This window comes from Staphylococcus cohnii species complex 1663, from assembly GCF_041008415.1.
GTDB lineage: Bacteria > Bacillota > Bacilli > Staphylococcales > Staphylococcaceae > Staphylococcus > Staphylococcus ureilyticus.
Map to the genome: position 1 here is coordinate 129,016 of NZ_JBFDVL010000006.1, position 15,444 is coordinate 144,459.

18 protein-coding genes are annotated in these 15,444 nt (G+C 34.0%); 11 read left to right on the forward strand and 7 right to left on the reverse strand.

The window, feature by feature from the left end:
* Positions 1 to 187 precede the first annotated feature (187 nt).
* Positions 188 to 1,279, forward strand: a complete 1,092-nt coding sequence (locus AB1J10_RS09070; protein WP_046206685.1) for a YkvI family membrane protein — start codon at positions 188 to 190, stop codon at positions 1,277 to 1,279.
* A 104-nt stretch (positions 1,280 to 1,383) separates the two neighbouring features.
* The gene (locus AB1J10_RS09075; protein WP_046206686.1) at positions 1,384 to 1,590 is read left to right on the forward strand and encodes a hypothetical protein; all 207 of its coding nucleotides are present in this window, start codon (positions 1,384 to 1,386) and stop codon (positions 1,588 to 1,590) included.
* A gap of 324 nt (positions 1,591 to 1,914) precedes the next feature.
* On the opposite strand, the gene AB1J10_RS09080 is transcribed toward AB1J10_RS09075, so the two are convergent.
* The 7 genes from AB1J10_RS09080 to AB1J10_RS09110 are packed head-to-tail and all read right to left on the reverse strand — an operon-like array spanning position 1,915 to position 6,972.
* Positions 1,915 to 2,757: an urease accessory protein UreD gene (locus AB1J10_RS09080; protein WP_107365290.1), complete on the reverse strand. Its 843-nt coding sequence runs from the start codon at positions 2,755 to 2,757 to the stop codon at positions 1,915 to 1,917.
* A complete protein-coding gene (gene ureG, locus AB1J10_RS09085) occupies positions 2,757 to 3,371 on the reverse strand; it encodes an urease accessory protein UreG (RefSeq protein WP_046206688.1) in 615 nt (204 codons plus the stop codon). Before ureG ends, AB1J10_RS09080 begins: the two co-directional genes overlap by 1 nt.
* Before the next feature lie 13 nt (positions 3,372 to 3,384).
* Positions 3,385 to 4,074 (reverse strand): urease accessory protein UreF, encoded by a 690-nt coding sequence (locus tag AB1J10_RS09090; RefSeq protein WP_046206689.1) that lies wholly within the window; start codon positions 4,072 to 4,074, stop codon positions 3,385 to 3,387.
* Entirely contained in the window at positions 4,067 to 4,519 is a 453-nt protein-coding gene (gene ureE, locus AB1J10_RS09095) for an urease accessory protein UreE (protein WP_064209209.1), read from the reverse strand. Before ureE ends, AB1J10_RS09090 begins: the two co-directional genes overlap by 8 nt.
* Positions 4,520 to 4,530: 11 nt before the next feature.
* The gene (gene ureC, locus AB1J10_RS09100; RefSeq protein WP_369003104.1) at positions 4,531 to 6,246 is read right to left on the reverse strand and encodes an urease subunit alpha; all 1,716 of its coding nucleotides are present in this window, start codon (positions 6,244 to 6,246) and stop codon (positions 4,531 to 4,533) included.
* Positions 6,243 to 6,656, reverse strand: coding sequence for an urease subunit beta (locus AB1J10_RS09105; RefSeq protein ID WP_070658020.1), 414 nt, complete (start codon positions 6,654 to 6,656; stop codon positions 6,243 to 6,245). Before AB1J10_RS09105 ends, ureC begins: the two co-directional genes overlap by 4 nt.
* A 13-nt stretch (positions 6,657 to 6,669) precedes the next feature.
* On the reverse strand, positions 6,670 to 6,972 hold the full coding sequence (locus AB1J10_RS09110) for an urease subunit gamma (RefSeq protein ID WP_046206693.1): 303 nt from the start codon (positions 6,970 to 6,972) through the stop codon (positions 6,670 to 6,672).
* Positions 6,973 to 7,183: 211 nt separating this feature from the next.
* On the opposite strand from AB1J10_RS09110, the gene yut reads away from it, so the two are divergent.
* From yut to AB1J10_RS09155, 9 genes are all read left to right on the forward strand, one after another.
* Entirely contained in the window at positions 7,184 to 8,083 is a 900-nt protein-coding gene (yut, locus tag AB1J10_RS09115) for an urea transporter (protein ID WP_064209211.1), read from the forward strand.
* 114 nt (positions 8,084 to 8,197) lie between these two features.
* Positions 8,198 to 9,676: a nickel ABC transporter substrate-binding protein gene (nikA, locus tag AB1J10_RS09120; protein ID WP_107365293.1), complete on the forward strand. Its 1,479-nt coding sequence runs from the start codon at positions 8,198 to 8,200 to the stop codon at positions 9,674 to 9,676.
* The gene (nikB, locus tag AB1J10_RS09125) at positions 9,673 to 10,653 is read left to right on the forward strand and encodes a nickel ABC transporter permease (protein WP_107365294.1); all 981 of its coding nucleotides are present in this window, start codon (positions 9,673 to 9,675) and stop codon (positions 10,651 to 10,653) included. Before nikA ends, nikB begins: the two co-directional genes overlap by 4 nt.
* Positions 10,650 to 11,471 (forward strand): nickel transporter permease, encoded by an 822-nt coding sequence (gene nikC / locus AB1J10_RS09130; protein WP_046206697.1) that lies wholly within the window; start codon positions 10,650 to 10,652, stop codon positions 11,469 to 11,471. The genes nikB and nikC overlap by 4 nt, the downstream gene beginning before the upstream one ends.
* On the forward strand, positions 11,464 to 12,249 hold the full coding sequence (locus tag AB1J10_RS09135; RefSeq protein ID WP_107365295.1) for an ATP-binding cassette domain-containing protein: 786 nt from the start codon (positions 11,464 to 11,466) through the stop codon (positions 12,247 to 12,249). Before nikC ends, AB1J10_RS09135 begins: the two co-directional genes overlap by 8 nt.
* Positions 12,242 to 12,934: an ABC transporter ATP-binding protein gene (locus tag AB1J10_RS09140; RefSeq protein ID WP_064209216.1), complete on the forward strand. Its 693-nt coding sequence runs from the start codon at positions 12,242 to 12,244 to the stop codon at positions 12,932 to 12,934. Before AB1J10_RS09135 ends, AB1J10_RS09140 begins: the two co-directional genes overlap by 8 nt.
* A 119-nt stretch (positions 12,935 to 13,053) precedes the next feature.
* The gene (locus tag AB1J10_RS09145) at positions 13,054 to 13,968 is read left to right on the forward strand and encodes an ABC transporter substrate-binding protein (RefSeq protein ID WP_046206700.1); all 915 of its coding nucleotides are present in this window, start codon (positions 13,054 to 13,056) and stop codon (positions 13,966 to 13,968) included.
* 495 nt (positions 13,969 to 14,463) lie between these two features.
* On the forward strand, positions 14,464 to 14,877 hold the full coding sequence (locus AB1J10_RS09150; protein WP_064209217.1) for a MarR family winged helix-turn-helix transcriptional regulator: 414 nt from the start codon (positions 14,464 to 14,466) through the stop codon (positions 14,875 to 14,877).
* Positions 14,878 to 15,016: 139 nt separating this feature from the next.
* Entirely contained in the window at positions 15,017 to 15,397 is a 381-nt protein-coding gene (locus tag AB1J10_RS09155; protein WP_064209218.1) for a VOC family protein, read from the forward strand.
* Positions 15,398 to 15,444 lie beyond the last annotated feature (47 nt).

Here is a 15,444-nt window from a genome sequence, read left to right on the forward strand (position 1 = left end):
AGGTAACAAAGGTTTGGGTGACTAGGAAAAACGGGTACAGACTTAAGGTTCTGTGAAAACCACAAACATATTTTAAGCTCGTTCATCCTATATCAAGATCAAAGATGCAAGCGAGCAAAGTAGTGTTATAGACATTTGTAAATGTTTATAAATGACATTTAATGTAACTTTAGCGAAGGGGATTTATATGAAAAGGATATTTTTAATAGGTAGTGCATTCATTGGTATCATCGTGGGTGCAGGGTTTGCCTCAGGTCAAGAAATACTACAGTATTTTACTAGCTTTGGAACGTTAGGTATACTCGCAGGAATTGTTTCTACCGTGTTATTCGCTTACGTAGGTATGATGTTAGTTTGGCTAGGTAGTATATTTAAAGCTGAAGGACATAACGACGTGATACATAAATTGACTGGTGGTACAATGTTTGGCAAAGTGATTGCATGGTTAGTAGACATTGTGCTCATTATTGCCTTATTTGGATTTGGTGTCGTTATGCTTGCAGGTGGAGGTTCGAATTTTGAACAACAATTTGGCATACCAGCTGTGTACGGTACCGCTCTTATGGTTATCTTAGTACTTGTATTTGGAATGTTACGTGTGGATAACGTTGTAAAAGTGATTGGTAACATTACGCCGCTATTGATTATCTGTATTGTTATCGTTGCGATATATTGTTTATTTACGATGTCAGGTTCATTTAGTGAATTGGATACATTGGCTAAAAGTCATACCTCAGCTGTCCCACATTGGTTTATCGCAGGTGTGAATTATGTCTCACTTAATGTAGGATTAGGTGCATCAATGTCAATTGTCATGGGAGGCAATGAGAAAAATAGTAAAATAGCGGCATGGGGCGGTTTAGTTGGCGGTATAGTATTAGGTTTAATGATTATGATTAGCCATTTGGCAATTTTTTCTAAGATTGAAACAGTTGGGCACTTGCCGTTACCAATGTTAGGATTAGTCAATGATATTTCACCTATATTAGGCGTATTCATGTCAATCGTTATTTATTTAATGATTTTTAACACATGCCTAGGTATGTTTTACTCATTAGCTACACGTTTCACTGAAATTGAAACGAAACAATTTAAAATATTTTATACGATATTCACTTTAATCGGTTTTGCAATTAGTTTTGCAGGTTTTACAGATTTAATGACATTTTTCTATCCAGTAATTGGTTATATGGGAATCATTATTATAATCGTATTAATTTATGCACCATTTAAGGTGAGACGAATAAAAAAACAAGGTAAATCATTGCAAGATTTGTAAAATATCATATGAAAATAGGTATATATTTTTATAGTGTAAATGTTAAGCTAGCAGGTACGTATAAGAAATGATAACTATTGAAATCCGAAAGGAGCCAATCGTAAATGGTTTATGTGGCATTGTTGTTACTGATAATAGCGATTATATTATTGATTTATTCTATTGCACTGCTGATGGGGAAAGATGGATCATTATTTAGCTTGTTTACACATGAAGAAAAATCATTAAAAAAAGGACAAAAGCTAGCGATTTACATTGCGACAATTATATTGTTAGTAATTAGTATTGTATGGTTGCTAAATATAGTTTAAATGAATGGTAAAAAAGCTATTTAAGCATTACGTGTTGATAAGCTATCACAAATAGCTGACTCAAACACAAAATTTTAGATGTGCAATAGAGGAGGCTGGAACGGAGCGCTTTGTCTCAGCCTCTGATTGTTAAATTAGCAGAAACTGACTGGCTCTGATGATATAAATGATAGCCTCAGTCAGGCACGGTCAAAATCAATATGTTGTATAAAAAGAGAACTAATCCATCTTTTGTATGGATTAGTTCTCTTTTGTATAAGTTAATTTGTAAGTCTTATTATTTTTGACGTGAAGGTGGTTGTTTGATATTTGGCACAATGAAAATTAATATTTTCTTAAGAAATTGACTTCTCTATCAAAGATTTGATGTACAACATACGTTTGAACTGTATTTAAAATGCGCTCAATAATTTGTGTTTTATTTGATAGAATTCGAATACTGAAACCATGTGTTGGCAGTTGCGTAATGCCAAAACGGCAATTATATACTTTTTGATAATGCTTGATGTGATCAAATACATCATCAATAAAGGATTGATTTACTTCAGGATGTATGAAATAACATGAGCCTAAATGTGTATAGTCTTCCATATATCCTAGGCCATCAACCTTATTTTTAGTTGGATCAAGTAACAAATTATCAAAAGTTACGAGTTCATTATCAACATAAATTTCATTAAGCAGATGCATATATGTGTATGTGAAGGCTTTGTCTTCTTTTGAATAACCAGGTGTCAGTATATCTGTATAGAACAGTGAACCGCTAGCACTTAAATTAAACGTATTTTGTTGGAAAAATTTGGCGTTTTCAAATGCAATTATAGGATCGCCGACATATTCAATATAACCATTATCTTTAATGGTAAAATTTTGATATTGTTCGACATGATCATTTAATGTTTTATAAATTTTTGTCGCACCTTGTGAAGTTAGCGTCACATGTGCATTTTCTTCTGCTGTAAAATCCATCTTGTAACGGTCACCATCTAAATAACCACCGCCTACATTTACAATATAAAATGTAGGTATATCTGAGCCGTTTAAGTAGACTGGGCGTATGACTTTTAATGCTTTTTCAAAAAAGATATTACGAGCTACAGATTTTCTACCATTATTAAAAATGGTTAAATCTAATATGCCAGTCCATTTTTGTTGTGCATCGGCCATTAAGCTAAACCTTTAAGAAAGACGTCTTGATCTATCCATTCGATAACCTTATCTAAGCCTTCATCTGTTTTAAGATTGGTAAATGCAAATGGTCTTTTGCCTCGGAATGTTTCTGTATCTTCGGCCATACGTTCTAATGAAGCACCAACATATGGAGCTAAATCGGTTTTGTTAATTACAAAGAAATCAGATTTAATCATGCCTTGTCCGCCTTTACGAGGAATTTTTTCCCCTTGGGCAACGTCGATAATATAAATAGAAAAATCGACTAACTCTGGGCTGAAGGTCGCAGCAAGGTTGTCACCGCCAGATTCGATAAAGATTAAATCGATATCGTCATTGCGCTCTTTTAATTCATCGATTGCAGCAAAGTTCATTGAAGCATCTTCACGAATTGCTGTATGTGGGCAGCCGCCTGTTTCGACACCGATAATGCGGTCTGCAGGTAACACACCGGAATTAACTAAAATCTTTTCATCTTCTTTTGTATAAATATCGTTAGTAATGACTCCGATACTAAATTCTTTAGATAATTGTTTTACTAATTTTTCGATAAGTTGTGTTTTCCCTGCACCTACAGGGCCACCGACACCTATCTTAACTGTCTCTGTCATTTTAAATGCCCTCCTAAGATATAAATATTCTTACGTTTACGTTTTCATGTTCCATCTGGTTGATTTCTAATCCGGGTGCAGTGATACCTAGTTGTGATTCATCTAATGTCATAATATGATTTCTCGTATTTTTCATAAATGGAATCATATCATGCACGATTCTTTGACCAGCAGTTTGTCCTAAAGGAATTGCACGAACGGCGTTTTGTGTTAAACTCGAAACATTTTGGTATAAATAGTAATCGATAATCATTTCAATATCGACACCCAAATGGTGACCGAGCATCGTAAAACAAATCGCAGGATGCAATTTTGCATTTTTATTTTTGTTTTGCGTTTGATACCACTTTAACCATTCACTATCATAAAGTTCTGCTGCTAATTTGACCATGCGGTTACCCATTTGTTTTGAACCTTGTCTGGTTTCTTTAGGTAGGTTTTGTACAAAAAGTATTTTATCTAAATACAAGATTTTTTCTGTGTTCTGATGATTGAGTGCATCATAGACGAGACGCATCGTTAAACCATCAGCAAACGAAAGTTGTTCATTTAAGAATAATTCAAGCCATTGTTTAAATGATGCTTCATCATGAACAATATCTCTTTGGATATATGTCTCAAGTCCGAATGAGTGACTGAAAGCGCCTGTTGGAAATTGAGAATCACAAAATTGAAAAAGGCGCAAATGTGCATGATCAATCATGTGAATGACCTATATGTCTGAATGCTTGATTTACTTTTCTATCTTCGTGGCTATAGGGTATGCCTAATTCTTTCAGTAAATCCTCTACAAGATAGTCATATTGTACAAGCATCTCTGTTTCTGTGAATTGTGCTGGCAAATGTCGATTACCTAATTGATGTGCAATGTCACCCATTTCTTGTAATGTGCGTGGTTTGATAACTAATAAATCTTCTGAATTGACGTCTATAATAATCATATTTGTATCGTCTTGATATAAAATATCACCATATTGTAAATCGATTGGCTGTTTTAAACGAATACCAATTTCATTACCATGATCTGTTGTAACGCGTTGAATACGTTTCACTAAGTCAGAATTTTCAAGGTAAACTTTTTCAACATGTTTGTTTTTTTCATTTTGCGTAAGATTTGCAATATTACCTTTAATTTCTTCGATGATCATACTTTATCCTCCTAAAATAAGAAATAACGTTGTGTTAGTGGCAATTCAGTAGCTGGTTCACTTGTTATTTTCTCGCCGTCGACAAATACTTCATAAGTTTGTGGATCCACATCTAGTTTAGGTGTAGCGTTATTATTTTTCATATCTGCTTTAGATAAATTACGAATGTTTTTAACTGGTCTTAATTTACGTTTTAAGCCTAAACTTTTACCAATATCATTTTCGTAAGCTGTAGACGAAACGAAAGTGATGGCAGTACTTTGCATATTACCACCTAATTGGCCGTACATATTACGGTATTTGAGCGGTTCAGAAATTGGAATAGAACCATTAGCATCACCGTTGATTGCTGTACTAATCATACCACCCTTAAGTACTACTTCAGGTTTAACACCGAAGAACGCTGGGTCCCACATCACAATATCTGCGAGTTTACCTTCATCAATAGACCCAACATATTCTGAAATACCATGCGTGATTGCAGGATTAATTGTGTACTTCGCAATATAACGTTTGATTCGATTATTATCGTTATATTCACCGTCTCCTTCAAGTGCGCCACGCTGTTCTTTCATGCGATGAGCCACTTGCCATGTACGTGTAATTACTTCACCCACACGTCCCATAGCTTGAGAGTCTGAACTAACCATACTAAATACCCCTAAGTCTTGTAATACGTCTTCTGCAGCAATCGTTTCTTTACGAATACGTGAGTCAGCAAAAGCGACATCTTCAGGGATGGAAGCGTTAAGATGGTGTGTGATCATAACCATGTCTAAATGTTCATCAATGGTATTGTGTGTGTAAGGCAAGGTAGGGTTAGTGGATGATGGTAAAATATTTGAGTATGAAGCTGACTTAATCAAGTCAGGTGCGTGCCCGCCACCAGCGCCTTCTGTATGGTACATGTGTAACACACGGTCTTTAACTGCAGCCATTGTTTCTTCCATAAAGCCGGCTTCATTTAAAGTATCTGTGTGTAAGGCTACTTGAATGTCATAGTCGTCTGCGACTTGTAGAGCATGATCTAAGGCAGATGGTGTTGCACCCCAGTCTTCATGGACTTTAAGGCCAATGGCACCCGCATGTATTTGTTCTACGAGAGCCGTATGATTAACGGCTTGTCCTTTGCCAGTAAAGCCAACGTTTAATGGAATTTGTTCTGCCGCTTCTAACATGCGATGAATATACCAAGGACCTGGTGTAACGGTTGTTGCTTTTGAGCCTTCAGAAGCACCTGTACCTCCGCCAATCAATGTCGTTGTACCACTTTCTAGTGCAACGAGTGATTGTTCTGGGTTAATGAAGTGGACGTGTGTATCAAGTGCACCCGCAGTTATGATTTTACCTTCTGCAGCAATAACATCAGTTGTTGCTCCAATAACAATATCAACATTATCCATAATATCAGGGTTGCCTGCTTTACCAATTTTCATAATATACCCATTTTTCACACCGATATCTGCTTTGATTACTTTGTCATAATCTAAGATTAACGCATTAGTAATCACTAAATCTGCAACTTTTTTATCGTCTCTTGTTACGTTAGGGTTTTGAGCCATACCGTCTCGGATGGACTTACCGCCACCGAAAGTAGCTTCGTCACCATAAGTAGCAAAATCTTTTTCGACTTTGGCGAATAAATTTGTATCACCGAGTCTAACTGAATCACCAATCGTTGGGCCATAAAGACTTGTATATTGAGATTGCGTCATTTTAAAACTCATTTTTTATACCCACTTTCTTTATTAGCATTATCTTCAGATAAATTAGCTTCATCGATAATTTCTGAGTCTTTAGTATAATCATCAGGTTTAACTACACGGGTTTCGTCTATCGGACCATTTACTTTGCCATGGAAACCATAAATATTACGTTTTCCTTTATATTCTACTAATTGAATTTCTTTTTCATCACCTGGCTCAAAACGAACTGCAGCACCTGCGGGTATATCTAAACGTTTGCCATATGCGTGTTCACGATTGAAATCTAAAGCAGGATTCACTTCGTAAAAGTGAAAGTGAGAACCAACTTGTATAGGTCGATCACCTGTGTTTTTTACTGTGATGACTGTGGCATGAAGCCCTTTGTTAACATCGATTTCTGTACGCTTAACAATAATTTCACCTGGTTTCATCAAGTATCCTCCTTTAGACTATCGGATGATGGACAGTAATTAATTTTGTACCATCAGGGAATGTTGCTTCAATTTCTAAATCAGTTAACATATCTGCAACACCTTCCATGACATCATCTTCACTTAATATTTGTTTTCCATAACTCATGAGTTCTGCGACTGATTTCCCATCGCGTGCGCCTTCTAATAATTCAAAACTAATGATAGCAGCTGCTTCAGGATAGTTTAATTTTAATCCTCTTTGTTGACGTCTACGTGCTAAATCGGATGCAATGACTAACATTAATTTATCTTGCTCACGTTGTGTAAAATGCACGTTGTTCACTCCCTTTCCGAAACTGTTGAAAACCACACTTATGTATAAGTGTCTACATTTTTATAATAAAGGGTTGCTAGGCTAACTACAAGAATTACACATTAGTGAAAAATGCAAAAATAACAAATTCAGTAAAATTTGAAAGACTTTTAATTATAGGTTGTATGATATAAGATAAAGAACGTAAATTTTATAGAAATCAGGTGACATTGTGAATGCGATTCAAATATTATTAAAAAATATCGCGCAGGTTTTGTTGTTGAACAATGCATGGACAGGTTTATTTATCTTAATAGGCCTATTTGTAGGTAGTTGGAAAGTCGGTTTAATGGCACTTATTGCTAGTTTAATATCGTTATTATTAGCTAAACATACGAATTATTCAGAGGAAGAGATTAATAGTGGTTTAGCAGGGTTCAATCCAGTATTGACAGCAATTGCATTAACGTTATTTTTAGTACCTGAATGGTACAGCCTATTGATAGTCTTAGTTGCAATAGTCATAACAATGCCATTAGGATCTGCATTCAGGGAATTTTTCAAACCTTTTGGTGTACCAATGTTAACGATGCCATATGTGTTTGTAAGCTGGGTCGTTTTATTGATGTCTTTCCAATTCAAATTTGTAAATGCAGATGTAAAGATATTGCCTAACACAGTCAAAGAAATTACATTTTCGGGACATCAAATCGATTTTATCAGTGCCTTTTTATCAGGTTTTAGTGAAGTTTTTTTATTGAAAAGTGTTTTGGCAGGTACATTCATTTTAATTGGAATTTTTATTGCTTCCAGAAAAGCAGGATGCTACGCAATGATTGCTAATGTTATTGGCTTTGCAGCAGTTACAATACTCGGTGCAAATCATGATCAGATTAATGACGGTTTATTTGGTTATAATGTCATTCTTACAGTTTTAGCGTTAGGCGTGGCATTTAAAACTAGAATTCCAAGGTATATGAGTATTGTACTGGGTGTTTTACTAACAGTGGTTATACATGCAGGCATGATTACATTGCTAACACCATTTGGATTACCTGTCTTTACCTTACCGTTTATTATTGCTACATGGATTATGTTATTCGCAGGCAATAGTATGCGTGTACAAAAATAAGTAACCACTGAGGCATGCGGTTTAATTAAATGTACAAACTAAGTATAATGAAAGAGGATGAACTTTGATTATGCGTTTATTATTTAATGAAAATTGTTGAAAAGAGGTATATTTATGAAAAAAATCATCACAGTATTAGCTTCTGCAGCAGTGATTTTGGCTGGTTGTAGTGGCTCTAACAGCGAGTCTAAAGGCAAAACTTTAGATGTAGAGTTACCTTTGAAAACGACATCTATCGCACCATATGAAACGGATGTGCCTGTGAAAATAGGTGCTGCAGAATCATTGTTTAAAGCGACATCTGATGGCAAAGTTCAAAAGTTGTTAGTTAAATCTTATGATCAAACATCACCGACTCAATTAGATTTAACATTAAAAGATAATATTAAATTCCAAAACGGCAAAAAGGTGACAGGCGAAGCGGTTAAAGCTAGTTTGGAAGAAAGTATTCAAAAAAGTGATTTAGTCAAAGGTTCACTACCAATCAAAGATATCAAAGTGAATGGACAAAAGTTGCAAATCACAACTAAATCCGCATATCCTGAGCTCATTTCAGAATTAGCTAGCCCATTCTCAGCTATTTATGATACTAAAGCCAAAGGAGATATCAATAAAACCCCTGTAGGCACTGGTCCATATCAAATCAAAGATTATAAACAATCACAGAAAATTCAATTGGACCGAAATAAAGATTATTGGCAAGGCAAACCTAAACTAGACCACGTCAATGTTACATATCAAGAAGACGGCAATGCCCGCACGAGTGATTTAGATTCTGGAAAAGCAGATGTTATTACAGATGTACCAGTTGAAAAAGTTAAATCATTAAAAGAGAGTGATAAGACAAAAATTTCATCTGTCTCTGGTTTTAGAACTGGATTATTATTATATAATCACACGAGTGACAAAATGACAAAGCAGGTTCGTGAAGCCTTAGATAAAGTCATTGATCGCAAGCGTATTACAGATAATGTTTCAAAAGGTTATGCAACACCAGCGACTGGACCGTTCAACAATAAACTCGACTTTATAGAAAATAAAGATGTGCAAAAACAAGATATTGCGCAAGCTAAGAAAGTAATGAAAGATGCTGGATACAGTGAAGCACACCCATTAAAGCTGACGATATCTACGTATAATGGTCGTCCCGAATTACCTAAAATTGCACAAGTGATTCAGTCAGATGCTAAAAAGGCAAATATTGATATCAAATTACGCAATGTGGATGACATACAGGGGTATTTAAAAGATAAAGAACAATGGGATGCCTCACTTTACAGCTTCGGTACAATCCCTAGAGGAGATACAGGTTATTTCTTTAACCAAGCTTATAAACCAAAAGGTGCAATTAATGCAGGGGGTTATGATAATCATAAGGTCGCAGCATTAATAGATGAGTTAAATAAAACAGTGGATAAAGAAGAACGAAATCGCATTACCAATCAAATCATTGATATTACAAATGATGACATCGCAAACAGTTATATTTCTTACAATGACAATATTGTTGGAATGAATAAGGATGTAGAAAATTTAACTTCAACACCAGAAGGTATTTACCTTATTGATTATAAGGTTGATAAAAAAGAATGATATTAAAACAGATACTTTCTAGAATTGGACAAATGATCATTGTATTGTTTGTCCTTTCTACTATTACTTTTATATTAATGAAACTTACACCCGGAGACCCAGTTGACAAGGTTTTGCACTTAGATGTAGCGAATGTTTCGAGTGATCAAATTGAAGCTACGAAAGAGCGATTAGGGCTTAATCAATCCCCGATAATGCAATATTTTCAATGGTTAGGTCAAATAATACAATTGAACTTTGGTACCAGTTATCAAACTGGTGAACCTGTGATTAAGGAATTGATTTTCTATACACCTCCAACCTTAACGATTGCAATATTAACGATAGTTATCGTATTTCTAGTTGCCATTCCTTTGGGTATGTTAGCAGCTAAGCGTTATCATTCTTGGGTAGATACATGGATAAGAATACTGACTTCATTTACAGTAAGTGTGCCTTCCTTCTTTTTAGGAACGATATTAATTTATATATTTGCACAACGATTAAATATACTTCCTTCATCAGGTTTAGATTCCATTGCTGGTTATATATTACCTGTCATTGCATTGAGTGTTGGAATGAGTGCATATTATGTAAGATTGATGCGTTCGACTTTAGTTGAATTGTATCAATCTAAAGAAGTTGAAGCGGCTAGATTAAGAGGGATGTCAGAACAATATATATTATGGAAAGATTTATTTAAGCCAGCTATTATTCCCGTGATTACTGTATTAGGAATGTCTGTTGGGAGTTTAATTGGTGGTACGGTAGTGATTGAAAATTTATTTGGTATACCGGGCCTAGGTCACTTTCTTGTGGATAGTATTAGAGCGAGGGACTATCCGGTAGTACAAGGTGCCGTTATCATGATTGGATGCTTTGTGGTGTTAGCCAATACGATTAGTGATTTGTTACTTTTATGGATCGATCCTAAACGTCGTTTTAATAAAATCAATGATAAATTAAAACGCCACGGTCAGGATGGTGATATGGAATGAAAGACATGAATAAAAGCAGTTTTATCTTTTACGTGTTTGGTATATACGTATTGTTGCTCATCATTGCTCAATTTTTTATTTCAACAGATAGTGCTTTGGAGGTACATTTGAATCATACACTAGAGCTTCCTAGTAGTTCACATTGGTTAGGTACAGATGATTATGGTCGCGATTTACTAGCAAGAGTAATCATAGGTGCTAGATATACATTAATCATCAGTTTAATCACATTGTTAATTACTGTAATAATCGGTGTACCATTGGGGCTTTTAGCAGGTTATAAAAAAGGCTTTGTTGATACTGTAATTATGCGTGTTATTGACATAGGATTAAGTATCCCAGAGTTTGTGTTAATGATTGCTATGGCAAGTTTCTTTAAACCTAGTATTTGGAATTTAGTGATAGCAATTACGATTATAAAATGGATGACATACACGCGACTGACACGTTCGATTGTAAGTAGTGAAATAGGGAAACCATATATTCAAATGGCTAAACTATTTAATGTACCAACACATCGTATTATTATTAAACATTTTTTCCCGCAAGTGATGCCATCTGTGATTGTTTTAATGACCGTAGACTTTGGGAAGATTATACTTTATATTTCTTCACTCTCATTTCTAGGTTTAGGTGCACAACCACCTTCACCAGAGTGGGGGGCAATGTTAAATGCAGGTAGAGATTATATCAGTTCATATCCTTTACTATTGATTGTACCAGCATTTCTGATCACATTAACTATTTTATTGTTTAATTTAACTGGTGATGCATTGAGAGATAAACTTTTAAAAAGAAAGCGTGATGTAGATGGCTAATAGTAACCTTTTAGCAATAGCGAACTTAACCATCACAGATAACAGCGGACAAAGACTTGTAGATCAACTTGATTTAGCATTACGAAAAAGTAAAGTGAATGTTTTGGTGGGTGAAAGCGGTTCTGGAAAAAGTTTAACTGCAAAAGCACTTGTGCAACAAGTTCCTAATATGCTAACCACACATTTTGATTCACTAGTTTACAAAGGGAAATCCATCACAGGTGTGCGTAATTTACTAGGAAAAGAAATTGGATTTATATCTCAGGATTATACACATAGTTTTAATGATCATACAAAATTAGGTAAGCAATTACTTGCGATTTATAAAATGCATTATAAGGTAGACAAAACAACGGCTAATAAGTTTGTAAAACAAGCACTTAAATGGGTGGATTTAGATCCAGAAACAGTGATGCCGCGTTATAGATTTAACTTGTCAGGAGGTCAACTTGCAAGGGTGCAAATCGCCAGTGTTTTAATGTTAAAGCCAAGTGTTATTATCGCTGATGAACCTACAGCATCATTAGATGCAATCACTGGTTATAATGTGATGCATTTAATCAAGCACTTAGCGGAAGTCCATAAGGTGACTTTATTGATGATTACACATAATTTATCTCATGTGCTCGATTTTAGTGACTGGATTAGTGTTATTCAACATGGTAAGGTCATAGACTTTAACCATGTACAAGCATTTAAAGATGGGAATGTAAAACCATATAGTCTTAAATTATTTGATGCGCGTAGTCAGTTAAGGAAGGATGGCATAAATGATTAAGTTGAAACAGGTTAACTTTGCTTATAAAAATGCGCCTATTTTAAAAAATATTAACTTAACTATATCTCCAAATGAAAAACTAGGTATTGTTGGTGAAAGCGGTTCTGGTAAGACGACTTTGGCCCATATCATGCTAGGATTATTAACTGATTACCAAGGTTATTATTCAACACAAGGATTAAGTATGCTTCCAATATTCCAACATGCATATGACAGCTTTAATCCCAAATTCAAAATACAAACCGCGCTTGAAGAGCCATTACGATATTACAAAGGTTCACAATCAACATCAGATATTCGCTCAAATCTTAAATATTTAATGTCATACATGCAGTTAGAAGAAGCATTATTACAAAAATTTCCAGACGAGTTAAGTGGTGGTCAGTTACAACGATTTAACACCATACGCACGTTAATGCTAGAACCTGATATGTTAATCTGTGATGAAATAACAGCGAGCTTAGATGTCATCGCTGAACAAAGAATGATAAAAGTTTTGAAAGATTACTGTGATCAAACAAACAACGGCATCATTATGATTTCTCATGATATCGCATTTTTAAATCAATTTGTTGAGCGTATTGTTGTTATGAAAGATGGAGAAATTGTCGATGATTTTATGATTACTGATTTATTTTCTGAAGATCGCCATCATTATACGAAAGCGCTACTTTCTCTATATTAAGCTGGGCAATAATTAAAGTACAATCAACAAATTTTTGTGGTTTGCTCAATATAAATGAAGTATAATATATAATTAAGCTCAGTTTAAATTGTAATTATATGAAAAGGGGATATTTAGAAATGAAAAAATTATTATTACCATTACTTGCACTTATTTTGGTATTAGCAGCATGTGGTAATCAATCAAATAATGAATCATCCAAAAGTAAGAAAGAAACAAAGACGTATGTTCAAGATTCAGGGGATAAAGTGAAAATTCCTAAAAAACCTAAACGCATTGTCGTACTGGGGGCTACTTATGCAGGTGGCTTAAAACAACTTGATGGGAACATAGTAGGTGTAGCTAACATCGTGAATGATAGCAAAGTGTTAAAAGATAAATTTAAAGATGTCAAAAAAGTAGATGCAGAGAATGTGGAAAGTGTCGCAAAATTAAAACCAGATTTAATTATTACTTACAATACAGATAAAAATTTAAAAAAATTAAATAAAGTTGCTCCTACAATTGCTTTTGATTATTTGAAACATGATTACAAAGAGCAACACCAAGAATTAGGGAAAATTATAGGTAAGGAAAAACAAGCGAATGCATGGATTGATAAGTGGGATAAAAAAACAAAAAATGATGGTAAAACAATAAAAGAAGCTATTGGTGAAAACACAACAGTTTCAATTATTAAAGATTTTGATAAAAAAGTGTATGCACTCGGTAAGACATACGGTCATGGTAGTGAAGTGTTGTATGATGCATTTGGCTTAAAAATGCCAGAGAATGTTGAAAAAGCTACTAAGAAAAATGATTTAGCTGATATCTCTGAAGAGGAAATTCCAGATATGGCGGGTGATTACGTGGTTACACCTGTCGCTAAAGGAACTAAATTATCTTTTGAAAATAAAGATCTATGGAAAAGTACCGAGGCTGTCAAAAATGGACATACAATTAAAGTAGACGAGGGTATTTATTGGCTAAATGATCCTTACTCTTTAGAATATGAACGTAAAGATTTGAAAGATCAATTATTGAAAAAGCAATAAATATAAACCGGATTAATTTTATAAATTAAAACCATTTTAGTTACTATTAACAGTTTAAACACTAATAGAATTGAACTTATTTTATTAGTAGTTGTTGTTAGTACACTAAAATGGTTTTTGTATTATGCTCAATGATAAATAATGTCCTAATTATATAGGGTTGATGAAAGCATATATAATTTTTAAAATGTTTTAAAATGAATGTAGGCAAATGGTTTAGAAAATAACAAAATGATTAGCTGTATATAGTAAGGGTTGTGAGTATCTAGTCTTTAACTCGATATTTTTATCCTTTAAACTAGAAAGAAAATGCTAAAATGTTGAGTATATTGAATGATATAGATTGCCAAATTTATTGTTGATGCCAAGTATTTATATAGGTAGTGTTAGACAAAACTCAGAAGCTAGAATTAATATTTTTTGTACAACATCATTTAAAAATTAATTAATGAACTAAAGAAACTTTCAAATGTATGGTTAGTGGGGAGATATATCATGAAAAAAGAACAAAAAGTGGATAACTGGATTAAAATGACGAAATATATACATTATATTGAAGCGATGATCGAGAGGAAATTGAAAGAACAATACCATCTAAGTATTAAAGAGTTTTATGTATTATATGAAATTTATAAGTCAAAAAATAAAAAATACAAGATCAATGATTTGATAAAAGTGGTTGATTTAAGTCAAAGTGCGATGTCTAGACTTATTGTAAGGATGGAAAATACAGAGACTGCGCTTGTATATAGACAAGAGTGTGTAGAAGATCAACGAGCCATGTATATTTACTTAACTAGTAATGGAGAAAAAGTAACCCAAAAAGCACTTCATACTTACGACCAATTATTAAAGCAAGTGAATTTAAAGAGTATTAGAACACTAGCAAAAATGGATGATAGTGATTAATGTTTGTCGTATGAAATAAAAATTTTAAAACTTTACGCTATTGAAATGTAAAAATGATTAAGTCATGCGTTCTAATGTATTTTATGTTTTACTATAAGTGTGTAATACATTGAAAAATTTGAAAAGGGAGAGAATGCTGATGGAAATTAACGCTGCATGGCTCAATTTACCAGTACAAGATTTGGAAGCAAGTGAAAAATTTTATGATACGATTGGGTTTACAATCAAAAAACATAAAGACATGATGAATAAAATGCGAGGTATTCAAACGAAAGATGGCCAAATCATTATGCTGATAGAAAAAGAACAATTTGAAAATGTTTCTAGACTTTCATCTATAGGTAGTAATGAAGCATTAGTATCACTTTCAGTTTCAACAAAACCTGAAGTTGATACGTTGGTTTCATTGGTTGAACAGGCAGGTGGAAAAGTACTCGAAACAGGCACAGAACATGAAGGGTATTATGGGGCGTTATTTAGTGATATAGATGGCCATTTGTTCAATGTTATTGTAATGTAATGACTTACAAGACAATCTCATCTTTGAATGATTTGTACAGGAATGGA